This window comes from Sphingomonas sp. NIC1 (assembly GCF_001638925.1).
GTDB lineage: Bacteria > Pseudomonadota > Alphaproteobacteria > Sphingomonadales > Sphingomonadaceae > Sphingomonas > Sphingomonas aquatilis.
This window is the reverse complement of sequence record NZ_CP015521.1, coordinates 1,893,680-1,918,608: the sequence shown is the minus strand read 5'-3', so window position 1 is coordinate 1,918,608 and position 24,929 is coordinate 1,893,680. Positions and strand designations below refer to the sequence as shown.

Annotated in this window: 20 protein-coding genes; 8 read left to right on the top strand and 12 right to left on the bottom strand. The window is 68.5% G+C overall.

What is annotated here, in order from left to right; genetic code table 11:
* Positions 1-15: 15 nt before the first annotated feature.
* The 3 genes from A7E77_RS09185 to A7E77_RS09175 form a co-directional block, all read right to left on the bottom strand.
* The gene (locus A7E77_RS09185; protein ID WP_017977456.1) at positions 16-924 is read right to left on the bottom strand and encodes a F0F1 ATP synthase subunit gamma; all 909 of its coding nucleotides are present in this window, start codon (positions 922-924) and stop codon (positions 16-18) included.
* Between the two features lie 75 nt (positions 925-999).
* The gene (atpA, locus tag A7E77_RS09180; protein ID WP_063687414.1) at positions 1,000-2,529 is read right to left on the bottom strand and encodes a F0F1 ATP synthase subunit alpha; all 1,530 of its coding nucleotides are present in this window, start codon (positions 2,527-2,529) and stop codon (positions 1,000-1,002) included.
* Between the two features lie 5 nt (positions 2,530-2,534).
* Positions 2,535-3,083: a F0F1 ATP synthase subunit delta gene (locus A7E77_RS09175; RefSeq protein WP_078462262.1), complete on the bottom strand. Its 549-nt coding sequence runs from the start codon at positions 3,081-3,083 to the stop codon at positions 2,535-2,537.
* A gap of 196 nt (positions 3,084-3,279) precedes the next feature.
* On the opposite strand from A7E77_RS09175, the gene A7E77_RS09170 reads away from it, so the two are divergent.
* Positions 3,280-4,221, top strand: coding sequence for a hypothetical protein (locus A7E77_RS09170; protein WP_043060525.1), 942 nt, complete (start codon positions 3,280-3,282; stop codon positions 4,219-4,221).
* Positions 4,222-4,269: 48 nt separating this feature from the next.
* Positions 4,270-5,295 carry a methylated-DNA--[protein]-cysteine S-methyltransferase gene (locus tag A7E77_RS09165; protein WP_063687404.1) on the top strand — a complete coding sequence of 342 codons (1,026 nt, stop codon included), beginning with the start codon at positions 4,270-4,272 and terminating at the stop codon, positions 5,293-5,295.
* A 214-nt stretch (positions 5,296-5,509) separates the two neighbouring features.
* Here the strand turns inward: A7E77_RS09165 and A7E77_RS09160 are convergent, their stop codons facing one another.
* On the bottom strand, positions 5,510-7,048 hold the full coding sequence (locus tag A7E77_RS09160) for a hypothetical protein (protein ID WP_078462261.1): 1,539 nt from the start codon (positions 7,046-7,048) through the stop codon (positions 5,510-5,512).
* Between the two features lie 107 nt (positions 7,049-7,155).
* Positions 7,156-8,658 (bottom strand): S1C family serine protease, encoded by a 1,503-nt coding sequence (locus A7E77_RS09155; protein ID WP_063687402.1) that lies wholly within the window; start codon positions 8,656-8,658, stop codon positions 7,156-7,158.
* A 334-nt stretch (positions 8,659-8,992) separates the two neighbouring features.
* Here A7E77_RS09155 and A7E77_RS09150 point away from each other — a divergent pair, with 334 nt between their 5' ends.
* From A7E77_RS09150 to A7E77_RS09140, 3 genes are read left to right on the top strand one after another with little or no spacing between them, the layout of a single operon-like run.
* The gene (locus A7E77_RS09150) at positions 8,993-10,528 is read left to right on the top strand and encodes a CpaF family protein (protein WP_078462260.1); all 1,536 of its coding nucleotides are present in this window, start codon (positions 8,993-8,995) and stop codon (positions 10,526-10,528) included.
* An 11-nt stretch (positions 10,529-10,539) separates the two neighbouring features.
* On the top strand, positions 10,540-12,183 hold the full coding sequence (locus A7E77_RS09145; RefSeq protein WP_063687398.1) for a DUF6311 domain-containing protein: 1,644 nt from the start codon (positions 10,540-10,542) through the stop codon (positions 12,181-12,183).
* Positions 12,184-12,225: 42 nt separating this feature from the next.
* Positions 12,226-13,413, top strand: a complete 1,188-nt coding sequence (locus A7E77_RS09140; RefSeq protein WP_063687396.1) for an aspartyl protease family protein — start codon at positions 12,226-12,228, stop codon at positions 13,411-13,413.
* Between the two features lie 265 nt (positions 13,414-13,678).
* On the opposite strand, the gene A7E77_RS09135 is transcribed toward A7E77_RS09140, so the two are convergent.
* The 3 genes from A7E77_RS09135 to phaR form a co-directional block, all read right to left on the bottom strand.
* Positions 13,679-14,365, bottom strand: coding sequence for a hypothetical protein (locus tag A7E77_RS09135; RefSeq protein ID WP_063687394.1), 687 nt, complete (start codon positions 14,363-14,365; stop codon positions 13,679-13,681).
* Positions 14,366-14,603: 238 nt separating this feature from the next.
* On the bottom strand, positions 14,604-14,789 hold the full coding sequence (locus A7E77_RS17720; RefSeq protein WP_043060532.1) for a hypothetical protein: 186 nt from the start codon (positions 14,787-14,789) through the stop codon (positions 14,604-14,606).
* Positions 14,790-14,801: 12 nt separating this feature from the next.
* Positions 14,802-15,365, bottom strand: a complete 564-nt coding sequence (phaR, locus tag A7E77_RS09130; protein WP_063687392.1) for a polyhydroxyalkanoate synthesis repressor PhaR — start codon at positions 15,363-15,365, stop codon at positions 14,802-14,804.
* Positions 15,366-15,454: 89 nt separating this feature from the next.
* On the opposite strand from phaR, the gene A7E77_RS09125 reads away from it, so the two are divergent.
* From A7E77_RS09125 to A7E77_RS09115, 3 genes are all read left to right on the top strand, one after another.
* Entirely contained in the window at positions 15,455-16,462 is a 1,008-nt protein-coding gene (locus A7E77_RS09125) for an alpha/beta fold hydrolase (protein WP_078462339.1), read from the top strand.
* Between the two features lie 21 nt (positions 16,463-16,483).
* Positions 16,484-17,656 carry an acetyl-CoA C-acetyltransferase gene (locus A7E77_RS09120; RefSeq protein WP_063687387.1) on the top strand — a complete coding sequence of 391 codons (1,173 nt, stop codon included), beginning with the start codon at positions 16,484-16,486 and terminating at the stop codon, positions 17,654-17,656.
* Positions 17,657-17,840: 184 nt separating this feature from the next.
* Complete coding sequence (locus A7E77_RS09115; RefSeq protein ID WP_078462259.1) at positions 17,841-21,035, top strand: TonB-dependent receptor domain-containing protein; 3,195 nt, start codon at positions 17,841-17,843, stop codon at positions 21,033-21,035.
* 57 nt (positions 21,036-21,092) lie between these two features.
* Here A7E77_RS09115 and A7E77_RS09110 read toward each other — a convergent pair whose 3' ends face one another.
* Genes A7E77_RS09110 through A7E77_RS09095 form a run of 4 tightly spaced genes read right to left on the bottom strand, consistent with a single transcriptional unit; the run spans position 21,093 to position 24,680 of the window.
* Positions 21,093-22,115, bottom strand: a complete 1,023-nt coding sequence (locus A7E77_RS09110; protein WP_063687385.1) for an alanine racemase — start codon at positions 22,113-22,115, stop codon at positions 21,093-21,095.
* Positions 22,116-22,168: 53 nt separating this feature from the next.
* Entirely contained in the window at positions 22,169-22,939 is a 771-nt protein-coding gene (locus A7E77_RS09105) for an ABC transporter ATP-binding protein (RefSeq protein ID WP_063687383.1), read from the bottom strand.
* Entirely contained in the window at positions 22,930-23,886 is a 957-nt protein-coding gene (locus A7E77_RS09100) for a FecCD family ABC transporter permease (RefSeq protein ID WP_063687382.1), read from the bottom strand. Before A7E77_RS09100 ends, A7E77_RS09105 begins: the two co-directional genes overlap by 10 nt.
* A complete protein-coding gene (locus A7E77_RS09095; protein ID WP_063687380.1) occupies positions 23,883-24,680 on the bottom strand; it encodes an ABC transporter substrate-binding protein in 798 nt (265 codons plus the stop codon). The genes A7E77_RS09100 and A7E77_RS09095 overlap by 4 nt, the downstream gene beginning before the upstream one ends.
* Positions 24,681-24,929 lie beyond the last annotated feature (249 nt).

Here is a 24,929-nt window from a genome sequence, read left to right as displayed (position 1 = left end):
CCTGCTTCGGATTCGTTAGAGCGCTTCGGCGCCGGAGATGATCTCGACCAGTTCGGTCGTGATCGCGGCCTGGCGCGTGCGGTTGTACTGGATGGACAGGCGGTTGATCATGTCGCCCGCGTTGCGCGTCGCATTGTCCATCGCGTTCATGCGGCTGCCCTGTTCCGACGCGGCGTTTTCCAGCATCGCGCGGAAGATCTGGATCGCGACGTTGCGCGGCAGCAGGTCGGCGAGGATCGATTCTTCATCGGGCTCGTATTCGACCACCGCGGCGGGGGCGGAAGTGTTGCTGGAAGTGGACGAAGTGGAGGGTACGTCCTTGTCCAGAACGTCCACCGCGACCGGAATGATCTGACGGCCGACGGGCAGCTGGACGAGCGCCGAGACGAACTTGGCGTAGAACAGGTGCGCGACATCGAACTCACCCGCGGCGTAGCGCGCGAGCAGGTCGTCGGCGACTTCGCGCGCCTGCTGGAAGCCGAGCACCTTGTGCTGGCCCAGCTCATGGTCGGCGAGGATCGCGTTCGGGTAGAAGCGACGCAGCACGCGGCCCTTCTTGCCGGCGAGGTAGAAGCGCACGGTCTTGCCCTGCGCCTCCAGCTCCTCCGCCTTGCGGCGGGCGGCGCGGACGATGTTGCTGTTGAACGCGCCGGCGAGGCCGCGTTCCGAGGTCGCAACGACGAGCAGGTGGACCTGGTCCTTGCCGGTGCCCGACAGCAGCGGCGAGACGCCCGCGCCGCCCGCCAGCTGGCGCGACAGGCTGGCGACGACCGCCTCCAGCCGCTCGGCATAGGGACGACCGGCCTGCGCCGCTTCCTGCGCCCGGCGCAGCTTGGCGGCGGCGACCATCTTCATCGCCTTGGTGATCTTCTGGGTCGACTTGACCGAGTTGATCCGGATCTTGAGGGCCTTCAACGACGCCATTGTTGTCCTTCATGTGTCCCCGCGACGGCGGGGACCCAGTACTGGGCTCCCGCCTGCGCGGGAGCACATTGAACGTTACGCGAAGGTCTTCGCGAACTGGTCGAGCGCGGCCTTGAGGCCCGCCTTCGCCTCGTCGCCGAGATCGCGGGTGTCGCGGATCTTGGTGAGGACGTCGGCGTGGTTGGCGCGCAGGTCGGCGAGCATCGCGGCTTCGTAGCGGGTCACGTCCGCGACGGGGACGGTATCGATATAGCCGTTGGTGCCGGCGAAGATCGACGCGGTCTGCTCCTCGAACGGCATCGGGCTGAACTGCTTCTGCTTGAGCAATTCAGTGAGGCGCGCGCCGCGGTTGAGCAGCTTCTGAGTCGAGGCGTCGAGGTCCGAGCCGAACTGCGCGAAGGCGGCCATTTCGCGATACTGCGCGAGCTCGAGCTTGATCGAGCCCGACACCTTCTTCATCGCCTTGGTCTGCGCGGCCGAGCCGACGCGGCTGACCGACAGGCCGACGTTGATCGCGGGGCGGATGCCGGCGAAGAACAGGTCGGTTTCGAGGAAGATCTGGCCGTCGGTGATCGAGATCACGTTGGTCGGGATGTAGGCCGACACGTCGCCCGCCTGCGTTTCGATGATCGGCAGCGCGGTGAGCGAGCCGCCACCGTTGGCGTCCGACATCTTTGCGGCGCGCTCGAGCAGGCGGCTGTGCAGATAGAACACGTCGCCCGGATACGCTTCACGGCCCGGCGGACGGCGCAGCAGCAGCGACATCTGGCGATAGGCGACCGCCTGCTTCGACAGATCGTCGAACACGATCAGCGCGTGCATGCCGTTGTCGCGGAAATATTCGCCCATCGCGGCGCCGGTGTAGGGCGCGAGGAACTGCATCGGCGCGGGCTCCGACGCGGTCGCGGCGACGACGATGGAATATTCCATCGCGCCATTCTCTTCGAGCGTCTTGACGAGCTGTGCGACCGTCGAGCGCTTCTGGCCGACCGCGACATAGACGCAGTACAGCTTCTTCTTTTCGTCGGTGCCGGCGTTGACGCCCTTCTGGTTGATGAAGGCGTCGATCGCGACGGCGGACTTGCCGGTCTGGCGGTCGCCGATGATCAGCTCGCGCTGGCCACGGCCGACGGGAACGAGCGCATCGATCGCCTTGAGGCCCGACTGCATCGGCTCGCTGACCGACTGGCGCGGGATGATGCCCGGCGCCTTCACCTCGACGCGGCTGCGCTGGTCGGCGACGATCGGGCCCTTGCCGTCGATCGGGTTGCCGAGGCCGTCGACCACGCGGCCGAGCAGGCCCTTGCCGACGGGCACGTCGACGATGGTGCCGGTACGCTTGACGGTGTCGCCTTCGCGGATTTCGGCGTCCGAACCGAAGATCACGACGCCGACGTTGTCGGCTTCGAGGTTCAGCGCCATGCCCTGCACGCCATTGGCGAATTCGACCATCTCGCCCGCCTGGACGTTGTCGAGGCCGTAGATGCGCGCGATGCCGTCGCCGACGCTGAGCACCTGGCCGGTCTCGCTGACCTGGGCCTGGTCACCGAAGTTGCTGATCTGGTCCTTGATGACCTTCGAGATTTCTGCGGCGCGGATATCCATTTGCGTTAGCCCTTCATCGCGTGCGCGAGAGTGTTGAGACGGGTGCGGATCGACGAATCGATCATCTGGGAACCGATACGGACGACCAGGCCGCCGAGCAGTTCGGGGTCGACCGACAGGTCGACGGAAACGTCGCGGCCGACGCGGGTGCGCAGCTGCTGCTTGAGTTCGCCGACCTGTTCCTCGGTCAGCGGATGCGCGCTGGTGACCTCGGCCGACACTTCGCCGCGGTGCCGGCTGGCGAGCGCGCGGAAGGCGCGGATGATCTGCGGCAGCGCGGCGAGGCGGCGATTTTCGGCGAGGACGCCGAGGAAGTTCTTGGTCGTCGCGTCGAGGCCCATCGCGTCGGCAGCGGCGAGCACCGCCTTCACCGCGGCGCCGCGGGCGACCAGCGGGCTGGTAGTGAGCTTGGCGAAGTCGTCGCTGTCGCGCAGCGCGTCGCGGACCGCCACGAGGCTCGCCTCGACGGTGTCGATGCTCTTCGAATCGCGGGCGAGTTCGAACAGCGCGATCGCATAGCGTCCGCCCAGGCTCGCCTGGATACCGCCGCCCAAATTACCGCTGGATGTCTCCACGGAATCGAAGTCCTCGTGCCGAAATGTTGGCCCATGGGGAAGAGGGCGCGCGAGTTCGCGCACCACTTATGGGTGGCGGGCGGCTAGCATGGGGGGCGAACAAGCGCAAGTAGACGCGCAGCTTCTGTTCAGGAACGGGGCCGTAACGCTGGCAACAGGGCAAAACGGGAGGCGGATGATGCGGTGGGCGGCGATCGTATTGGCGGGACTGGCGATCACGGGCACGGCGCGGGCCGAGGTGCTGCACGTGGCCGGCGTGTTCGGCGCCAATGCACGTGCGGCGAGCCTGCTGCCGACGATCGGGATCGGGCCGTTCGACGGCGCCTATGGCGGTACGCTGGCCGATGCGATCGAGCGGCGGCTGAGCAAGCTGGGCGCGGACGGCGTGCCGCATGCGGTGCTGGTGCCCGCGGGCCTGCGCCCCGACGGGCTGCTGTCCGGCCATACCGGCGTCAACGTGTCGACGAACGATTACACCGAAAGCCGCGAGCGCTGCGTTGAGAAGAACAAGGACGGCAAGTGCGTCGCCAAGCAGCGCTATCAGGTGCGCTGCACCAACCGCACGATCGACATCCGTGCCGATCTGGTGCTGCGCGAGGCGCGGAGCGGCGAGAAGCCGTACGACACCACCAAGACGCGGCACGACTTTTCGAGCTGGTGTGAGGATCGCGGCGTGGCCAGCGACGTCGGCTTCACCGTCGGCAGCATGGCCGATTCGATCGCGCAGGAGGTGCGCCTCGACCTCGCCCCGCATGCCGAGGATTATAAGGTGCGCGTCCGGGAGGAGCGCGACGGCCTGCCGCCCGACATCGCGAAACAGTTCAAGGCCGCGGTCCATCTGACCAAGAGCGACGAACACGCGGCGTGCGACGCCTTTGCCGCGATCGACAAGGCGGTGCCCGATCAGGGATCGACGACGTTCAACCTGGCTTTGTGCGCCGAAGCCGCGGGCCGCTATGCCGAAGCGGCGGATCGCTATACGCGGGCGCGGCTGTTCGCGCCGGATGCGGGCAGCGCGGTGAGCAAGGGGCTGGAGCGTGTGGCGAGCCTGGCGGCCGGGCGCGACGATGTCGCGATCATGCGCGCACGGCCGCCGGTGCGCGGCACCGGGTTTTGATCGCAAGCCGCGGGATGAGCGGCGCGCGCCTGCGCGCTATGACGGGGCATGAGCGAGATCGATCAGGATGCGGCCTGGGCCGCCTTTGTCGCGCGGGACCGGACAAAGGACGGCGCGTTCGTCGTCGCGGTCACCAGCACGGGCATCTATTGCCGGCCGAGCTGTCCCGCGCGGCGCCCGGCGCGGGCGAACGTGCTCTTTCTGGCGGATGGCGCGGCGGCGCGGGCGGCGAGCTATCGGGCGTGCCGGCGCTGCCTGCCCGATGGCGTGGCGCGCGACACGCAGGCGGTGGCCGACGCCTGCGCGGCGATCGCGGCGGCAGAGGGGCCGGTGACTTTGTCGGACCTCGCTGGCGCGGTCGGCTATGCGCCGCATCATTTCCAGCGGGTCTTTACGCGGGCGACGGGGGTGAGCCCCGCCGCTTACGGGCGGGCGGTGCGCGCCGGACGGGCGGCGGCCTCGCTCGACGCAGGCACGGGCGTGACCGAGGCGATCCATGCCGCGGGCTATGGGGCGGCGAGCCGTTTCTACGCCGACGGCGCCGCGCGACTGGGCATGGCACCGCGCGCGCGGGCGAAGGGCGCGGCGGGGCTGACGATCCGCTGGACCGTGGTGGCGACCAGCCTGGGGCCGTTGCTGGTCGCGGCGACGGACACGGGCCTGTGCCGGATCGCGTTCGATGAGGATGCGGGCGCGCTGACGGCGCATTTCCCGCAGGCGACGATCGTACCCGGCGATGCCGCGCTGGCGACGCTGGCGGCGGAGGTGGTGGCGCTGGTCGAGGCACCGGGACGCGACGCGGGCCTGCCAGTCGATGTACAGGGCACGGCGTTTCAGGAGGCGGTGTGGCAGGCGCTGCGCACCATCCCGGCGGGCGAGACGCGCAGCTATGCCGAGCTGGCGGCGGCGGCCGGACGACCGGGGGCGACGCGCGCGGCGGGGACGGCCTGCGGGCGCAACCCGCTGGCGGTGCTGGTGCCGTGCCACCGGGTGACGCGCGACGATGGCGCGATGGGCGGTTATGCCTGGGGCGTGGAGCGCAAGCGCGCCCTGCTGGCGCGCGAGCGGGGGTAGCGGCGCGTAATGCCGCTTGGGTGGTGCATGCGAGCGCGGTGCGCGGTCTGGGGGCTGATCGGGTGACGCCGTCGAGGGCGGTGGATGGGAGTGTCTGTGGTTGCGAGGCACTGCCCTGACCTCCCCCTCCGTCATGCCTGCGGCATGCCACCTCCCCCTGGCGGGGGAGGACTTTGGGGGCTTGGCCTATTGGGTCGGCTCGGGGTCCGGCGCTTTAGTCCAGCGTTACGTCGTCCTTCTTGCCGCCGGCCGCGGCGAGCGCGGCGGGGCCGGTCTTGCCGGCATCGATCTGGGCGAGCAGGCGGGCGGCGGGATTGTCGACCGGCGCATGCGGGGAATAGGCGAGCGTTCGGAGCGCAAGGCGCGCGTCGTCGGTCTTGCCGTCGAGCAGCGACTGGACGCCATAGGCGAAGGTCAACGCTTCGTCTTGCGGCACGAGCATATGCGCCTGTGCCAGCGCAGCCTTGGCGTTCGCGGTCGGCACGTCGTGCGCCATGCCGAAGCTGGAATAATAGAGCATGAGGGCATAAGCGTCGTTGTTGTCGAGCTTGTTGGCTTTCAGCAGCCACGAGCGCGCCTCTTTCCACACGGCCGGGTCCTTGGCGTGCGCGGCGCTGGCGCGGCGGAGGTGGACCTGCGCCTTATAGACCAAAGCCTGCGACGATTTCGGATCGAGTGCGAGCGCGCGATCCGCCGCCGCCTCGGCAACGTCGTTGCGCCCCGCATCCAGCGCCATTTCCGCAAACCAGCCCTGGACCACGGGATCGTCGGCATATTTCGCCGCGATCGGCGTGGCTTCGGCGAGGATCGGCTGCGCCGTTTCGCGGTTGACGCCCCGATCGGACCGCATGCGGAGCGCGATCATCGCCTTTTCACCCGGCCGTAGCGGCCTGAGGCTCACCTCGGGCTTGGGCAGCCGATCGTTGGACAGTTTGTATGCGGGGAAGCTGGAACCGCTGAGGCGCTTGTTCATCTCCTTATTCAGCGCCTTGAGGTCGCCGAAGGCCTTGGTCGCCGCCTCGATGCTCGGCATGCCCTGATTGAACAGCGTGAGGTAGGTGGCAAATTGCGCCGCACGCGTCCGGTCGAGCGCGAGGACGTGCGTGAGCAGCCAGCCGCGCGCATACAGCTCGCTCGTTTCCGAATCCGACAATTTGCGGCGATCGGTGGCGAACAGCTTTTCCGCCGACATGCCCTGCCCTTCCAGCAGCGTATAGGCACGATGCTGCGCCGGCGCGCCGATCCAGAAGACGTCCTTGTCGAACCGCGTCGTCGACATGAACTCCGCGAACCCCTCCGAATACCAGCGCGGCACCGCAAGCTCGGAATGCCCGAGCAGCGCGTGATGCGCATATTCGTGGAAGAGGACGATCTGCGGATCGAGCCCGCCCTCCGATCGATCGCTGCGACCGGGGGTGAAGGCGACCGATCCGCTGGCGCGGCCATCATAGAAACCGGCGATGTTCTTGCCGCCGGCGCCGAACAGCCGCTGGACCGCCGAATCGTTGGCGACGACGTAGACGGTCAGCTTGTTCGAGGTATCGAGGTCGGTGTCGGGTAAGCCGCGCACCAGGCGGATCGCCGCATCGAACCGTTCCAGCTGCTCGGCCTGCTTGCGAACGGCATCGGCGCTGTCGTTGGCGTAGACGACGACGTGGCGACCGGTCGCTTCATACCATTCGGCCTGTGCGGGCGCAGCGAGCGTGGCCGCTCCGATCGCCGCCGCCATCATGCCCCGTATCGCGAATCGCATCCCCCGCCCCCTTCGGTCCGATGTGGGTAGCGTAACGCGGCCCGTGCGAGGTGCCAGCGGTGATTTGTGTGCGGCGCGACGGTTTTGCCCGCCGGACGCCGCACCCCTCAGCCCGCGCGGCGGCAGGCGTAGACGAGCTTTTCGTTGGGGAGCGGGGGCAGCGCGGCGCGCTGGGCGGATTGCTGCTGGACCAGGCGTTCGGTGGCGACCGGATCGACGGTGCAGCGCTGGCCGACGGTCTTCGCACTCAGGCTGCGCAGCGCCTGCATCGCCTGCGCGCCGAGCATGTAGCGCGTGACCGTCAGGCGGCGGGTGACGGGATCGAAGACGCGCGACGACACGGTCTGTTCGTCGTCGGGGACGGTGAGGCGCTGCCACGCGTCACCAGTGGCGAGATATTGGGTGCGACCGTCGGCGCAGCCGCTCTTGCCCCAGTCGAGCGTCACGTCGTCGGTCGACGAGACGGTGACGCGGCTGGCGTCGGCCTGCAACGTGCAGACGAGCTTGCCGAGCGGTGCGTTGGGCACCGCCTGGCGCGCGGCAACGGGGACGGGCGGCAGATCGGCGCGGGCCGAGGGGCGCAGGACGAAGGTCGCGACGCCCGCCGCCATCGTCGCGGCCCCGATCCCCGCGGCCCAGAGCGCGGCGCGGCGGCGGCCCTTCGCGTCGAGCAGGCCGGCGCCGCCCAGCCCCATTGCGCCGAAGACCAGCAACAGGCCGGCGATCCCCATGACATTCTCGCGGCGCGCCTGTGCGGCCTCGCGCGCGGTGGCCAGCGCTTCCTCGCGGCCCATGGCGGCGCGGGTCGCTGCTTCGCGGGCGGTGGTGAGCGCATCCGCGCGGGCGCGGGCGTCGGCCTCGCTATCCTGCCGCAACCGCTCCTCGATCGAGGTGCAAGGCGCGCCGGTGGTGGCGAAGGGCTGTTTGGCGGTGCGCAGGAAGGCGGCGAGTTCGGTATCGGCGATGGCGAAGCCGAACGAGCTGTCACCCTCTTCGCCGCGGGTGATCGCCGAGTTGATGCCGATCACCCGGCCGCAGCGATCGAGCAGCGGCCCACCCGAATTGCCACGCGCGATGCTGGCGGTGTGGAGCAGCACTTCGGTGCCGGTCAGGCTGCGGCGGCCGGAGAACACACCCTCCGACCGCACCGGCGAGGTGGGGCGGATATAGTCGGCGGCGGATTTCGCCGTCGCGAGGTCGACGTTGCCGGGATAGCCCAAAGCCACCACCGCATCGCCTTCGCCGATCGGCCCGGTGTAGAGCGTCGCGGGCGGCAGGCTGGCGCCGGTGAATTCGATCAGCGCGAGGTCGGCGCGCGCGTCATAGGCGATGACGCGACCCTGATAGCTCTTGTCGCCTTCGGACGGCACGACCCCGACCACGACATTGTCGGGATAGCGTTCGGCGAGATCGACGACATGCGCGTTGGTGACGACGCGATTGGGCGCCACCGCGACGCCGCTGCCATGGCCGAAGCCCACCACCTGCCCGTCGACCACCGCGATGGTGACGACGCGCACCACACCGCGCGCGGTGGCGCCGATATCGTCGGCGCGCGCCGGCTGGGTCCAGCCGAGGAGCAGCAGCAGGGCGAGGAACAGGCGGCGCATGGCCCGGTCTCGAAGGCTAGCCACGCCACGCTGTCAAGCCTTGTCCGGGCGGACGGGATGGATCGGGCGGGATGAGGGGTGTGTTCGCGCAGAGGCGCGGAGACCGCAGAGGTGTCGCGCCCGCTGCACGCACGGCCCGACCCGAACACGCGCAAAAGGAGGCACGCGTGGCCGCGCGACGGACACCTCCGCGTCCTCAGCGCCTCTGCGCGACCACAGCCCTCGCCAGCCTTTGGGATGTCTTCCCGGCACACCGGCCCGCGGCGCATCGTGGTTAGGAAAATGTCAAACCTTGGCCCCTACCCCTCTCGGCAGGACCATATTGGAATTGGGTATGAGCGCGTTCGGGCGTCGGAACGGAATGGGTGGCGGACAGCCGGCGAGGCCGGCGTTCGGCGTCGCGCGCCCGATGCAGAGCAGCGGCGTGGCGCCACGGCCGGCGGAAGACACGCCGCCGGGCAGCCAGTTCCCGCCGATCGAGTCGGCGCTGCTAGCGCCCGAGGATCCGCTCGCCCCCGCGCCGCCCGCCGGCACCGTCGATGCGATGGCGCGGCTGACCGAGCGGCAGAATGCCAGCGGCGATGCGGGCAGCAGCCGCAATGAGGGCTTCGAAGCCTCGATCCACAAGATCAAGGAGCAGGTGCTGCCGCGCCTGCTGGAACGCGTCGATCCGGAAGCCGCGGCGACGCTGAGCAAGGACGAGCTGGCCGAGGAATTCCGCCCGATCATCGGCGAGGTGCTCGCCGAGCTGAAGCTGACGCTGAACCGGCGCGAACAGTTCGCGCTGGAAAAGGTGCTGGTCGACGAGCTGCTCGGCCTGGGGCCGCTCGAGGAATTGCTCGCCGATGCCGCCGTCACCGACATCATGGTCAACGGCCCCGACCAGACGTACGTCGAGCGCAAGGGCAAGCTGGAGCTTGCGCAAATCCAGTTCCGCGACGAGGAGCATCTGTTCCAGATCGCGCAGCGCATCGTCAATTCGGTCGGTCGCCGCGTCGATCAGACGACGCCGCTCGCCGACGCGCGCCTGAAGGACGGCAGCCGCGTCAACGTGATCGTGCCGCCGCTGAGCTTGCGCGGCACCGCGATCTCGATCCGTAAATTCTCCGCCAAGCCGATCACGCTCGACATGATGGCGGGCTTCGGCAGCATGAGCCCCAAGATGGCGACCGCGCTGAAGATCGCGGGCGCCAGCCGGTTCAATGTCGTCATTTCGGGCGGTACGGGTTCGGGCAAGACGACGATGCTCAACGCGCTGTCGAAGATGATCGACCCGGGCGAGCGCGTGATGACGATCGAGGACGCGGCCGAATTGCGGCTGCAGCAGCCGCACTGGCTCCCCCTCGAAACGCGGCCCGCCAACCTGGAAGGCCAGGGCGAGATCAGCATCCGCGACCTGGTGAAGAACGCGCTGCGTATGCGCCCGGATCGCATCATCCTGGGCGAAATCCGCGGGTCCGAGTGTTTCGACATGCTCGCCGCGATGAACACCGGCCACGACGGATCGATGTGTACGCTCCACTCCAACTCCCCGCGCGAGGCGCTGGCGCGTATGGAGAACATGGTGATGATGTCGGATATCAAGGTTCCCAAGGAGGCGATCAGCCGCCAGATCGCCGACAGCGTCGACATGATTATTCAGGTCAAGCGCCTGCGCGACGGCAGCCGCCGCGTCACCAACGTCACCGAAGTGATCGGCATGGAAGGGCCGGTGATCGTGACGCAGGAATTGTTCAAGTTCGAATATCTGGACGAAAGCGCCGACGGCAAGATCATCGGCGAATATCGCTCAATGGGCCTGCGCCCCTATACGCTCGACAAGGCGAAGCAGTTCGGCTTCGACCAGGCGTTCCTCGAAGCCTGTCTGTAAGGCGGGGCGGCATGGCAAGCCTTCCCAGTGCGGTGGACGGGTTTGCCTCCGCGGCGGCCCGGCCGGCCGACCCGGCCGTGTGGCAGCGATGGGTCGCGCCGCTGCTGCTGCTGGCGTTGCCGCTGCTCGCCTTCGCCGCCTTCTTTCACCTTGAAACGCTGCGCATCGACAATGCTGGCTGGCTGATCCGGGCCAGCGACAATGGCGAGAATGCGCTGGGCGCGCATGCCTATTGGCATGATCGCGCCGCGGGCGCGTCACTGAAGACGCATCTGCTGAACGCGCCCGACGGCATTCCAGTGCTGTTCACCGACAGCAATCCGCTGCTGACGCTGCTGATCAAGCCGTTCGCCGGCCTGCTGCCCGCCGATGCGCAGTTCGTCGGGCAGCTAATCCTGTTCAACTTCGTGTTGCAGGCGCTGTTCGCGTGGCTGTTGCTGCGTCGCCATGCGCCGGGACCGCTGGCGCTGTGGGCGGGGGTCGTATTGCTCGCCTTCCCGCCGACGCTGATGAACCGGTTCGTCCACGTCAACTTGATGGCGCACTGGACGATCCTGGCGGCGCTATACATGTTCCTTGATCCCGTTCGCCGCGACCGGCTGGGCTGGTGGGCGGCTCTGGTTGCGGTCACCGCGCTGATCCACAGCTACCTGCTGGTGATGGTCGGCGCGATCTGGGCATCGACGATCCTCGTGCGCGTGACCGAGGGATCGTGGCGATCGCGGCTGACGACGATCGCGCAGGCCGCGGCGATGCTGACGCTGGTCGGACTGCTGGCGATCTGGCTAGGCGTCGGCGGCCAGATCGCGGCGCGCAATTTCGGCCAATATTCGATGCCGCTCGACGCGCTGTGGAACCCGGGGCTCGACCATTTCTCCACGCTGTTGCCGGGGCACGAGCCGACGCCGGGTCGCTATTTCGAAGGCTTCCAATATATGGGGGCGGGCGCGCTGATCCTGGTGATCGCGGCGATCGTCATCGCCCGGCACGTACCCGAGGCGCCGCGCCAGCGCGCGGTGCGCGAACGCCTGCGCCAGCTGGCACCTGCGCTAATCGTGCTGGCGATCCTGGCGGTGACGCGCATGCACCTGCCGCCGTTCCTACAGGTGGCGCTGGACCCGGTGCGCGCGTCCGGCCGGCTGTTCTGGCCGATCGGCTATGTGCTGATGATGGTGCTGTTGCTGACCGCCTATCGCCTGCCCGCCCGGCGCAGCGGGATGCTGCTCGCGGGCTTGCTCCTGATCCAGCTGCTCGACCTGACCGGCATGGCGCGCGCGGTACGGGCGCAGAGCCAGGATGCCGCGTCCGGGCCAATGTACGTCCGTACGCAGGACCCGCGCTGGCAGCCACTGATCGCCGGATCGCGATCGGTCGCCTTTATCCCCGGCGACGTGACGCACGACCTCGGCCTGTTCCAGGAGGTGGCGTGGCGGGCGATCAATGCCGGGCATCCGGTGTCCAACGTCTATGCCGCGCGCACCAGCCGCGAGACACTGCACCGGCTGCGTCGGGAGCGCGCCGCCTTCGATTCGGGGGCGCTGGTGCCCGGGCGCCTGTATGTAATCCAGTCGCCCGTGCCGCTGCCGGCCATGGCCGACCATCGCCCCATCGCGATCGACGGCATCACCGTACTGGCACCGATCACCCGCCACTAACCACCTGTCGCGTTTGTCGCGCCGCCGCGGCTATAGGGGGGTATGCGGCGCCTGTTCCCCATCCTGCTTGCCACCTGCCTGCTCGCCGCGGCGCCTCCGCCTGCGGGACGCGAGGGCGTCGCGACGCTGGCCGCGGATACCGATGCGCGTTGGGTGCCATTCGACCTGACGCCGGGCAACCAGATCCGCTTCACGCTGACGCTCGACGGTGCGCCGTTGACCGCGATTCTCGACACGGGGGTGAGCTATTCGGTGCTCGCGCGTGCCGCCGCCGATCCGGCGCGGGTGCAGAGCGACGGGCAGGCGACCGCGATCGGCGGGGCCGGCAGTGGCGCGGTCGCCGTCGGGTGGCAGCCGACGCGGACGCTGACGATCGGCGGGCTGACGCGCACCGGCGGCGGCGTCACCGTCGCCGACCTGCCCGCGCTGGCGACGGGCAGCGCCAAAGCGGTCGACATGCTGATCGGCCGCGACGCGATCGGCGGGCAGGCGCTCGACATCGATTATGCCAATCACCGGTTCCGCCTGCTGCCGTCGGGGCGGTTGCCGTTCGTCGGCGCGCTGGCGCCGCTGACGATCTCGCCCGCGCGCCATGTCTACGAAAGCCAGGTCAGGATCGGGCGCCGTACGCTGTCGCCGGTGATCGTCGATACCGGCGACGGGTCGGCGCTGACGCTGTCGGAGAGCGCGGCGAAGCGCGCGGGCGTGACGCGGCTGCCGAGCACCACCACCGTCTCGTTCGGTCTCGCCGGCGAGACGGTGAGTACGCTGACGATCGTGCCGACGATCACGATCGGCGAACAGGCGATCCGTAGCGTCGAAACGCGGATCGAGCCTGCGAACGGCTTTTCGGAAACGATCGGCGTCGCCGGGCGGATCGGATCGGGGCTTCTGCAGAATTATCGCGTGCTGCTCGATCCCGCCGCGGGGCGCATGGTGCTGAAGCCCGGCCCCGATGCGAACCGGCCGCCGCTGCGATCGACCAGCGGACTGCTCGTCGGGCTGGAGCGCGACCGGCTGAAGGTGCTGCACGTCATGCGCGGCGGCCCGGCGGCGACGGCGGGCTGGCAGGTCGGCGACCTGATCTGCCGGATCGACGGCCAGCCGATCGGCGCGGACTATCCGACGAGTGCGCTTGCCAAATGGTCGATCGGTACGCCGGGCACGATCGTGCGGCTGGGCCTGTGCGACGGCACCGTCCGGTCGCTGACGCTGAAGCGCTTCTATTAGAACCGACCGCCGTTCGATACGGTGCGCGAAGTCCTCCCCCGCACGGGCGAGGTGGCATGCCGCAGGCATGACGGAGGGGGAGGTAAGGGAAGTCCTTCGTTACCGGGGATATTCCTGGCCGCCCCCTCCGTCACCGCCTTCGGCGGCGCCACCTCCCCCTGGCGGGGGAGGACTATCGACCCGCGTGAAACGCCGATAACCACCTCGATAGAGATGGCCGGCAAAGCGCGACGGCGAGAGTGGATTGCAAGCGCGCCATCCGCGCTCACTTCACCGGCTGGTGGCCGCTGAACGTCACGTTGGTTTTCAGCTCGCCCGACTTGCCCATCATCGATCCCGTCATCGCCATCGCGAAGGATTCGGGGACGATGCCGATGCCCGGCGCGGCGACATAGCGGCTGCTGCTGTCGATCCGCTTGACCGAGGCGACCAGCATCATGCGGAACCCCTTGGTCGAAGTGAAGCGCACGCGTTCGACGAAGGGGGTCGCGCTTTTGGTGTTGACCAGCACGTCGGCCGCGGTGTCGGCGGAGGCGTCGTGGTTGCCGATCTTGAGCTCGCCTGCGGGCAGGCGGTCGAAGTGATAGGCGGCATAGCCCGCCGGCGCCTCGACCCGGCGGGCGGGCGTGCCGAACCAGTCGGCAAGGTCGCCGTAGGAACCGGGCTTCTTCTTGCCCTCGCGCGCCTTGGCGATGTCTTTGGCGGTGGGGGCCTTGCCGTCGACGCTGACCAGCGTCCAGCGCTCGGCGACGGGGCGGCGGGGGTCGTAGCGTTCGACGATGGTGCGCCGCGCCTGCCCGGTCGTCTCGACGACGATCGTCTGCTGGAAGGCGAAGGCGGTGGCGCGCGCCGCCTGCATGCCCGCGAGCAGTCGCGACTGCAGCTCGTCGGCATGGGCGGGCGCGGCGAACAGGACGGCCGCCGCGGCGGTCGGGATCAGCAGATGGCGCACGGATGTCGCTCCCCGGAAGACGGCGGGGAGATAGGCCCGCGATGGCCGCAAGCGTAAGCCATTGAAGGCAGGACGCAACGGGATTTTGCGGAGGTGCGCTTCACCCCTTTGGCCGTTCGTCCTGAGCCTGTCGAGGGACGGGTCGCCACACGCGCGGCGCGGCGGTGGACGCCTGCCCTTCGACAGGTTCAGGGCGAACGGGGGGATGGCGCGACAGACTGGCTGGTCGCTGCGCCCCTCAGCGCGTATGCAGCCCGACGCTGACCAGCAGGATCGTCGCGAGCAGCGCCGCCATCTGCACCGTCCGCCAATCGACGAAGCCGACGCGATCGGGATCGTGGCGCAGGCGGCGGCGGCGGTCGGCGAACGCCGCCACCAGCGCGACGCACAGGCTGGCGCCCGCGCTCCAGAACATCACCGGCACGGGCGCGCGCCGTCAGCCGAGCTTTTCGACCTTGTCCTGCAACCGCGTCAGCTCCGCCTTCAGCGCAGCGATCTCGTCATCCTCGCTGGCGGGTGCGGCGGGCGCAGCCGCGGCGGCGGGCGCCATCGTCGGCGCGACGCCGAACGCCTGGGTTGCGGCTTCGAACATCTGCATGTTGCGCTTGGCGATTTCGGCGAAGGGCGAATGGGCGAACGCGCCCTCGACCGCCGATTTGAACTGTTCCTGGTTGCGGCGGAAGCTGTCCATCGACGCCTCCAGATAGCCGGGCACCATCGACTGCATCGAATCGCCGTACATGGCGATCAGCTGGCGCAGGAAGCTGACGGGCAGCATCGTCTGCCCGCGGCTTTCCTCTTCCATGATGATCTGGGTCAGCACGTTGTGCGTGATATCGTCGTCGGTCTTGGCATCGACGACCTTGAAGTCGCGGCCTTCGCGAGTCATCGTCGCGAGATGATCGAGCGTGATGTAGGACGAGGTCTCGGTGTTATAGAGCCGCCGGTTGGCGTATTTCTTGATGATGACGACGCCGTCGCCCGGCTGTTGCTTCTTCATACGCGTCCCCTGCCCGTTCCGGTGTTATGCCCGTGATCGAACCGCATGCTACGCCTCAATTTTCCGCACCGCAACACGGTCCGCGGCCGTTGCCCCTGTTCCTCGACATGCTGCGCAGCGAAACCGCAGCATATCCCGAACGGATGGCCGCCGCGCTTGCAGGGCTGACCGCCTATCAGCAGGCGCCCCGCCCCCCTGCCCCGCCGCCGATGCCGGCGCTGGCCACGGCGGGACGGGCGGCATTGCGCTATTACGGCGGGCGGGGGCGGATGGTGGTGTGCGTGCCGTCGCTGATCAATCCGCCCGCAATTCTCGATCTGGGCGCGGTATCGCTGGTGCGCTGGCTGGCGGCACAGGGCTTTCGCGTCGCGCTGGTCGACTGGGGCGCGCCGACGCCGGCGGACCGGGACATGGACATGACCGGCCATGTCGAATCGCTGCTGCTGCCGCTGATCGAGCAGCTCGATGCGCCGCCGGTGCTGGTCGGATACTGCCTGGGCGGCACGATGGCGACCGCCGCGGCGGCGGGCACGACCGTGGCGGGGCTGGCAACGATCGCGGCGCCGTGGCGGTTCGATGGCTATGGCGCGGCGCGGAGCGGGATGCGCGACCTGTGGCAGGCGGCGCTGCCGACCGCGGAGGCGCTGGGCGTGCTGCCGATGGAGGTGCTGCAGGCGGGATTCTGGCGGCTCGACCCGGCGCGCACGATCGCGAAATATGAGGCGTTCGGGCGGATGGCGCCCGACAGCGAGGCGGCGCGCGCCTTCGTCCGGCTGGAGGATTGGGCGAATGCCGGCGAGCCGCTCCCCCTCGCCTGCGCGCGCGATCTGTTCGATCGCTTCATCACCGCCGATGCGCCGGGACAAGGGCAATGGACGATCCGTGGGCACAGCGTGATCCCTGAGGCGCTCGCCTGCCCGACGGTGGAGTTCGTCTCCACCACCGACCGGATCGTCCCCGCCGCCACCGCGGCAGGGCTGGCCGATCATCGCGAGCTGGCGCTGGGCCATGTCGGCATGATCGTCGGCGGCCGCGCCCGCGCATCGCTATGGCAGCCGCTTGCCGACTGGATCGCGGCCCTGCCCGCCGCTAGATAGGCGGCGCACAAGGAGATCATCATGACCGAGATCGTCATCACCGCCGCCAAGCGTACCCCCGTCGGCAGCTTCCTGGGCGCCTTCGCCGCCACCCCAGCGCACGAGCTGGGCCGCGTCGCGATCGAGGCCGCGCTGGAACAGGCGGGCGTGAAGGGCGAAGAGGTGTCGGAGGTGATCCTGGGCCAGGTGCTCACCGCGGCGCAAGGGCAGAACCCGGCGCGTCAGGCATCGATGGCCGCCGGCATCCCCAAGGAAGTGCCCGCCTGGGGCGTCAACCAAGTGTGCGGATCGGGCCTGCGCGCGGTGGCGCTCGCGTGCCAGGCCATCCAGACCGGCGATGCGTCGATCGTCGTCGCCGGCGGGCAGGAAAGCATGTCGCTCAGCCCGCACGCACAGACGATGCGCGGCGGCACCAAGATGGGCAACGTCAGCCTGGTCGACACGATGGTGAACGACGGCCTGACCGACGTGTTCAATGGCTATCACATGGGCATCACGGCGGAAAATCTCGCCGAGCAATATCAGGTGACGCGCGGCGAACAGGACAGCTTTTCGGTCGCCAGCCAGAACAAGGCGGAGGCGGCGCGTGGGTCTGGCCGGTTCAAGGACGAGATCGCGCCGGTCACGATCAAGGGCCGCAAGGGCGACACCGTCGTCGCGGACGATGAATATATCCGCGCCGGCGCGACGATCGACAGCGTCAGCGGCGTGCGCCCGGCGTTCAAGAAGGACGGCACCGTCACCGCCGCCAACGCCAGCGGCCTGAACGACGGCGCCGCCGCGCTGGTGCTGATGAGCCGCGAGGAAGCCGAGAAGCGCGGTGCCCCGGTGCTCGCGACGATCAAGAGCTGGGCGAGCGCGGGCGTCGACCCGTCGGTAATGGGCATCGGCCCGGTGCCGGCATCGAAGAAGGCGCTGGAAAAGGCCGGCTGGACCGTCGCCGACCTCGACCTGATCGAAGCGAACGAGGCGTTTGCGGCGCAGGCGCTGTCGGTCTGCAAGGAACTGGGCCTCGACCCCGCCAAGACCAACGTCAACGGCGGCGCGATCGCCATCGGCCACCCGATCGGCGCCAGCGGCGCCCGCGTGCTGACGACGCTGCTGTACGAAATGCAGAAGCGCGACGCGAAGAAGGGCCTGGCGACGCTGTGCATCGGCGGCGGCATGGGGATCGCGATGTGTGTGGAGCGGTGATCGAGAGCATTGTCACCATACGGCAGCATAGCTGCACCAATGTTGCGTGCCAGTCACATCATGACGTGAAAATGTAGTTTTTTGTTGCCGATGGGCGATCGATCGTTGCGATCGCCGTCATCTGATGTTCACAATGGGCCCCTGGGATAAGCACGAACACGTGCTCTTCAACAGGGGACCATGCATGAATATCCGTACCTTGCTGGCGGCGTCGGCGCTCGCCGGCACTTTGGCAGCCTATCCTTCCGTAGCAGCCGCGCAGGCTGGTAAGACCGATACCCCCGTTCAGTCCGGCGCCGACGCGCAAGCCAATGCGGCGACCGACCCGACGAGCGAACAGACCGAAACGTCTCGGGACGGCGAGATCGTCGTAACCGGTTCGCGTCTCGCTCGACCCAATCTTGATTCGCCTGCGCCCGTCACCTCGGTGACGTCCGAGTTGCTCACCTCGACCGGCAACCTGTCGATCGGTGACGCACTCAACCAGCTTCCAGCATTGCGCACGACGTACAGTCAAGCCAATTCGACGCGTTTCATCGGTACGGCCGGTCTTAACCTGCTCGATTTGCGTGGTCTCGGGACGCAGCGCACGCTGGTGCTGGTCAACGGCCGCCGCCACGTGACGTCGCAGCCGGGCAGCTTCGTCGTCGACACCAACACAATCCCGACCGACCTGCTCGAGCGCGTCGACGTTCAGACCGGCGGTAGCTCGGCCGTGTACGGTTCGGACGCGATGGCCGGCGTGGTGAACTTTGTGCTGAAGCGCGACTTCGAGGGCATTCGCGCTACCGGGCAAGGCGGCATTTCGTCGCACGGCACGCGCGGATCCTATTTCGGCGCGCTGACCGTCGGCAAGAACTTCGCCGACGGCCGCGGCAACATTGCTGCCGCTGCCGAATATTCGCGCTCCAACGTGGTCTATTACACCGACCGTGACGACATCACCGGCGCCTATTCGGGCCGCAGTCAGTTCAATGCGACGCAGAACACTGGACCGCAGCTCAACCCCAATGGCGGCGCCATCCGCACCGGGCCGGAATCCTCCTTGGGTGATGGCATTCCTGACACCAGCTTCCTGCGTAACGTGCGCAACAACACGATTTCGGAAGGCGGTCTGTTCACAGCTACCTGCCCGACCGTGGCTGCCACCGGTGAATCCGCTGCCGCCTTCGCGGCACGGCGTGGCGTAGCCTGTTCTGGACTCGCCAACGTGGGCAGCACGAACACCCTCAGCCAGTACGGCCGCACCTTCGTGTTCAACCCGGATGGTTCACTGACTGCGAATAATTGTATCACGGATCTACGTCCTTTCGGTTCGGGGAATTGCGTCGGCGGACAGGGTTCGACGCTGCGACTCACCGGCATGCTTCAGCCCAAGCTGGAACGCTACTCGGCCAATATCCTGGCCCATTACGACTTCTCAGACGCTTTCAAGCCGTTCGTGGAAGCAAAGTACGTCCGTATCGACGCGTTGCAGGAAGGTCAGCCGACCTTCGCCAACAACACGTTCAGCATCAACAACCCGTACCTCACCGATCAGGCCCGCGCGACGCTGGTGTCGGCACTGGCACCGGGGGCGACCACGTTCACCGCTCAGCGCTTCAACGTCGATTTTGGCGGCCGCGGTGAGGTTCATCGCCGTGAGACGTTCCGGATCGTTGGCGGCGTCGAAGGAGACTTCGGCCAAGGCTGGCATTACGAAGTGTCGGCAAACTACGGCCGCCTCGATACGTTCTACAAGACGAACGGCAACTACGTTACGCAGAAGTACGCGAACTCGATCAACGCTGTGCGCAATGCGGCGGGCCAAATCGTCTGCGGAATCAATGCAGACGCGATCACCACAAACGACGATCCGAGCTGCGTGCCCGTCAACCTGTTCGGCCAGGGACAGGTCAGCCAAGCGGCGCTGAATTATTTTTCGGTGACCTCGACGCGTAAGCAGAAGGCCGAAGAGTTCGACCTCGTCGGTTTCGTCAACGGCAAATTGTTCAAGCTGCCAGGCGGTGACGTGACCTTCTCGATCGGTGGCGAATACCGCCGTGAGACGGCATTCTCGAAGTATGACGACCTGACCGCCAGCGGCGCGACGTTCCTTAACTCGATCCCGACGTTCGCACCGCCAGCGTATGACATCAAGGAAGCGTTCGGCGAACTCAGCATTCCGCTCTTGGCCGACCGACCGTTCTTCCACGAACTGACGCTGAGCGGTGCGGCGCGCGTGTCGCATTACAATATCGGCAATGCCGGTACGCCGTGGACGTACAACCTCAACGCGGTCTGGGCACCGATCCGTGACATCACCTTCCGCGGCAGCTACGCCCGGTCGGTGCGTGCGCCGTCGCTGATCGAACTGTACAATTCGAATTCGCAGACCTTCGCCAATGGTCTTGCCGATCCGTGCAGCCAGGCGAACATCAATAATAACCCCAATCGCGTAAAGAATTGCGCGGCGGCCGGCGTTCCGACCACTCAGACGTTCAATGGCACGACCGAGCCGTTCACGAATAACGCCGCTTCGGGCATCTCGGGCTTCAACCGGGGCAACCCGAATCTGAACGCCGAAAAGAGCCGCAGCTTCACCGCTGGCGTGATCCTGCAGCCGCAGGCGCTCCGCGGCTTCTCGCTGACGCTCGATTACTACAATATCACGATCAAGGACGCGATCTTCTCGCTGGCAGCACAGACGATCGTGAACCAGTGCTACGACAACCCGAGCGGCATCAACAATCCGTTCTGCGCGGCGGTCTTCCGCAACCCCAACGGCACGTTCCAGGGTCAGCAGAACGTCGTTCACGGTGGTTCGACGGTGTCGTTCCCGATCACGGGTCCGGCGTTCTTCTCGCAGGGCTTCAACTACGCGAAGCTGGAAACGTCCGGGTTCGACCTCGACATGTCGTACCGGACCCGGATCAGCGACACCGGCACGCTGTCGCTACGCCTGCTCGCCAGCTATGTAGCGCAGAACAACGCCTACACCGACGTCACCGATCCGACCTACCGCGACCGCCAGAAGGGTGAGCTCGGCTATGCCGCATGGCGTGGCCAGTTCGTCGGAAACCTCGACTTCAAGACGTTCGATATCCAGTATCGCGTCCGGTACGAAGGCAAGTCGACGATCGGCGAATGGGAAACGCAGCACGCGTATGACGGACGTCCGGCACGCAATCCGGATGCTTACCCGGTCGTTTTCTACCCGGAAGCGTTCTATCACTCGATCCAGTTGGGCTTCAACGCAACCGAGCGTTTCCGCTTCTACGTCGGCGTCGACAACATCACCGACAAGAAGCCCCCGTATGACCTGCTGGGCGTTGCCAGCGGCGACCCGTACGACAATATCGGCCGTTTCTTCTATTCGGGGTTCAAGGCGAACTTCTGATCATTTAGAAATGGAAAAACAGTTGGGCCGCTTCTTCGGAAGCGGCCCTTTTTTTTGTCACCCCCACACCCGCGCATAGCGCGCGCCCAGCCCCGTTAGCAGCTCGTACTGCGACAGGCCGCTCTGCGCCGCCGCAGCCGGCAGCGCGAAATCGATCGCCAGCCAGTCGCCCTCCGCCACGTTCGGCGCGGATGTCACGTCCACCGCCAGCAGGTCCATCGAGACGCGGCCGATGACCGGCAGCGTGCCGCCCAGTGCGCTGCCGCGGTCGGAGAAGGCGCGGAGGTAGCCGTCGGCGTAGCCAAGGTTGAGGATGGCGACCTCGGTCTCGCGAGGGGCGGTCCAGGTGGCATTGTAGCCGACGGTGTCGCCCGCAGCGACGATGCGGCGCTGAAGGATCTGCGCTTCGGGCTGGACGACCTGGCGGATCAGACCGGCGAAGTCGGACCGCGGGATGCCGCCGTAGAGCGCTATGCCGGGGCGGGTCAGGTCGAAGGCATAATCGGTGCCGAGCGCGATGCCGGCCGAATTGGCGAGGCTCATCCGCCGCGCGTCCGTCGCCCCGCGCAGGGCGGCGAAAGCGGCGAGCTGGCGCGCGTTCATCGCGCTGTCCTCGTCGGCGCAGGCGAGGTGGCTCATCAGCGTGTCGATGCCGAGGCCGTCGAGCAGGCCGGTCCGCACCGCTTGCGGTGACACGCCGAGGCGGTTCATGCCGGTATCGACCATCACGTCGCACGCACCACCACCACCCGCCCGCCAGCGCGCGACCTGCGCGTCGGTGTTGAGCACGGGCCGCGCGATGCCGGTCAGCGCGATCGCCATGTCCTCGTCACGCACGCCGTGCAGCACCGACAGCGGGAGCCGCAGCGGGGCGAGCCGTTCGGCCTCTGCCCAAGTGGCGACGAAGAAGTCGCGGCATCCTGCTTCGCGGAGGTAGAATGCGACCTCTGTCGCGCCCAGGCCATAGCCGTTCGCCTTGAGCGCCGCGCCGCAGGCCGCGCGGCCGCTCATCCGGTCGAGCGTGCGCCAATTGTCGGCGAGGGCGGCGGGGTCGAGGCGGAGGCGGAGGGGAGCAGTCACGCGTCAGCGCATAATCGCGCGCGCCCCTTGCGTCGATGCCTCAGGGCCGACAGTCAGCGGACGATGCGGCCGATCGGCACCATCACGCGACTGCCGGGCAGGCTGGCGACGGTGACGTCGAACACCTCGGCGATGCGCGCGGCGGTGAGGGTGCAGCTGGCCGGTCCGGCGGCGACGATGCCGCCATCGCGCAGCAGGATGACGTCGTCGGCGATGCGCGCGGCCTGCGCGAGATCGTGGAGGACGAGCACGACGCCGCGCCCGGCGACGGCGATGCCGCACAGGCGATCGAGAATGTCGATCTGATGCGCGGGATCGAGGCTGGCGAGCGGCTCGTCGGCGAGCAGCCAGTCGGGTTCGCCGGCGAGGACGCGGGCGAGCAGGACGCGCGCCCGCTCGCCGCCCGACAGATCGGCGATGGGGCGATCGGCGAGGTCGGTGGCGTGGGTCGTGGCGAGCGCGGCGTCGATCGCGGCGCGGTCCACGGGCGACGGGCCGGCGAAGGGCGCACGATGCGGCACGCGGCCGAGCGCGACGACATCGCGCGCGGGGACGTTCCAATGGACCGCGGCCTCCTGGGGCAGATAGCCGATGCGGCGCGCGCGCTGGCGGGGGGCGAACGCGGCGAGCGGCTTGCCCTCCAGCGTCACACTGCCTGCGGCCGGGGTGACGAGGCCGGCGAGCGCCTTCAGCAGCGTGCTCTTGCCTGCGCCATTGGGGCCGAGGATGACGGTGACGCGCCCGCGCCGGATGGTCGCGTCGACATCGTACAACACCCGGCGCGAGCCGAGATCGACCGAGAGGCGGTTCGCGATCAGATCCATGCCCGCCCCCGATGGCGCAGCAGCAGGCCGAGGAAGAAGGGCGCGCCGATCAGCGCCATGGCGACGCCGAGCCGTACTTCGCCCGCACCCGGCGCCAGGCGGCACAGGCTGTCGGCGACCAGCACCAGCGCCGCGCCGCCGAGGCCGCTCGGCAGCAGCAGCGCGGACGGGCGGTGGCCGAAGACGGGGCGCAGCAGGTGCGGCACGACGAGCCCGACGAAACCGATCACGCCGGTCGCCGCGACGCCCGCGCCGACGCCGAGGCCGGTGCCGAGCACGACCAGCGCCTGGACGCGGCCGAGCCGGATGCCGAGCGAGCGGGCGGCGCCCTCCCCCAGCGTCAGCGCGTCGAGCGCGGGGCCGGCGGCGGCGAGCAGGACGGTGCCGACGACCAGGAAGGGCGCGGCGCGCGCGACATCGGCGAGGCCGCGGTCGGTGAGCGCGCCCATCAGCCAGTCGAGCACGCCTGCAACGGCGTAAGGATTGGGGGCGATCGAAATGAGGAAGGCGGTGAGCGCGCCGGCAAGGCTCGACAAGACCGTGCCGGCGAGAATGAAGGCGACCGGGTCCGCGTTGCGCCAGGTGAGCGCGACGAGCAGCAGCATCGACGCCACCGCGGCGCTCATTGCCGCGGCGAAGATGCCGAGGCTGGACGCGCCGGCATAGAGAATCGCCGCGACCGCGCCGAAGGCGGCGGAGGACGATACGCCGATGACGGCGGGGTCGGCGAGCGGGTTGCGCAGGAAGCCCTGCAGCACCGCCCCCGACACGCCGAGCATCGCGCCGAGCAGCAGACCGAGCAGTGCACGTGGCAGGCGCAGTTCGAGGAAGATGGCGGTGGCGGCGTCGCTGCCCCAGGGCAGCCACTGCTTGCCGGCGACCAGCGACAGCGCGAAGCCGGCGACGACGAGCGCGGCAAGGCCTGTGAGGCGGAGCCCGCGGCTCATGACAGCACCTGCGCGCGGATCGCGGACAGGCGGCGCAGCGCGGGGACGATCGTGGGGCCGCCGCAATTCATCAGGTGTCGGGGAAAGCGCACCTCCGCGACATGCGCGCCGCTGCGGGCGAGGATGCGGCGGCGCAACTCGGCCGTGCGGCCGTCGCCGTCGCTGAGGATCAGCGCGGGTGGATGCGCGACGATGGTTTCGATCGGCAGCGTACCGGTGAAGGCGAGGCCGTAATCGGCGGCGGCGTTGCGCAGGCCGGCGCGGGTCATCAGGTCGTCGAGCAGCGTGCCGCCGCCATTGGCGAGGTCGCCCGAGATATAGAGCAATGCGGCGGGCTTCGCGCCGGTCGCGGGCGGGATCGCGCTCTGCATCGCGCGGACCATCGCCGCGCCGCGCGCAGGAACGCCGGCGGCAGTGGCGATCTGCATCACCTGCGCCTCGCTGGCGGCGATCGTGGCGGGGGAATCGAGGGTGAGCACCTTCAGCCCGGCGCGGTCATAGGCGGCACGCGTCGCGGCGGGGGCGAAGGTGTCGGTGACGACGAGATCGGGGTGGCGCGCGATCACCTCTTCGGCGGTGCCGGCAGTCGCGGGGTAGCGGCGCGCGAGGGCGAGCGGCATCGAGGTCGCGGCCGGATCGTGCGAATAATGGCTGATCGCGGCGAGGCGATCGGGCGCGATCTGCGCGAGGATCGCGTCGGCGCAGGGGTTGGTGGAGACAATCCCGCCCTGCCGGGGGGCGGGGCCGCAGGCGGTGAGGGCCAGGGTGAGCGCGAGCCACACTCCCGCCGTCACCCCGGACTTGGTCCGGGGTCCACCGGGCCGCGAGGGGGTGGCCTGAGCCTCTTGCCGTCGCCCTAGCCGCAGAGTGGACCCCGGAACGAGTCCGGGGTGACGGGGAATGGGAGGCACGCGGTTGCGCACCCGATCGGCGAACCCCCGCCACGGCGCAGTGCCGCCAGTGAATATCAGCGCGGCGACCCGTCCCACCCACTCCGTCATCCCCGCGCAGGCGGGGATCCAGACTGGCTGGCCTTGCGGCGC

What these genes read in the sequence shown, in the direction of transcription:
- A7E77_RS09185 (WP_017977456.1), bottom strand. Translation starts at nt 924, where the DNA reads ATGGCGTCGTTGAAGGCCCTCAAGATCCGGATCAACTCGGTCAAGTCG.
- atpA (WP_063687414.1), bottom strand. Translation starts at nt 2,529, where the DNA reads ATGGATATCCGCGCCGCAGAAATCTCGAAGGTCATCAAGGACCAGATC.
- A7E77_RS09170 (WP_043060525.1), top strand. Translation starts at nt 3,280, where the DNA reads ATGATGCGGTGGGCGGCGATCGTATTGGCGGGACTGGCGATCACGGGC.
- A7E77_RS09165 (WP_063687404.1), top strand. Translation starts at nt 4,270, where the DNA reads ATGAGCGAGATCGATCAGGATGCGGCCTGGGCCGCCTTTGTCGCGCGG.
- A7E77_RS09160 (WP_078462261.1), bottom strand. Translation starts at nt 7,048, where the DNA reads ATGCGATTCGCGATACGGGGCATGATGGCGGCGGCGATCGGAGCGGCC.
- A7E77_RS09155 (WP_063687402.1), bottom strand. Translation starts at nt 8,658, where the DNA reads ATGCGCCGCCTGTTCCTCGCCCTGCTGCTGCTCCTCGGCTGGACCCAG.
- A7E77_RS09150 (WP_078462260.1), top strand. Translation starts at nt 8,993, where the DNA reads ATGAGCGCGTTCGGGCGTCGGAACGGAATGGGTGGCGGACAGCCGGCG.
- A7E77_RS09145 (WP_063687398.1), top strand. Translation starts at nt 10,540, where the DNA reads ATGGCAAGCCTTCCCAGTGCGGTGGACGGGTTTGCCTCCGCGGCGGCC.
- A7E77_RS09140 (WP_063687396.1), top strand. Translation starts at nt 12,226, where the DNA reads ATGCGGCGCCTGTTCCCCATCCTGCTTGCCACCTGCCTGCTCGCCGCG.
- phaR (WP_063687392.1), bottom strand. Translation starts at nt 15,365, where the DNA reads ATGAAGAAGCAACAGCCGGGCGACGGCGTCGTCATCATCAAGAAATAC.
- A7E77_RS09120 (WP_063687387.1), top strand. Translation starts at nt 16,484, where the DNA reads ATGACCGAGATCGTCATCACCGCCGCCAAGCGTACCCCCGTCGGCAGC.
- A7E77_RS09115 (WP_078462259.1), top strand. Translation starts at nt 17,841, where the DNA reads ATGAATATCCGTACCTTGCTGGCGGCGTCGGCGCTCGCCGGCACTTTG.
- A7E77_RS09105 (WP_063687383.1), bottom strand. Translation starts at nt 22,939, where the DNA reads ATGGATCTGATCGCGAACCGCCTCTCGGTCGATCTCGGCTCGCGCCGG.
- A7E77_RS09100 (WP_063687382.1), bottom strand. Translation starts at nt 23,886, where the DNA reads ATGAGCCGCGGGCTCCGCCTCACAGGCCTTGCCGCGCTCGTCGTCGCC.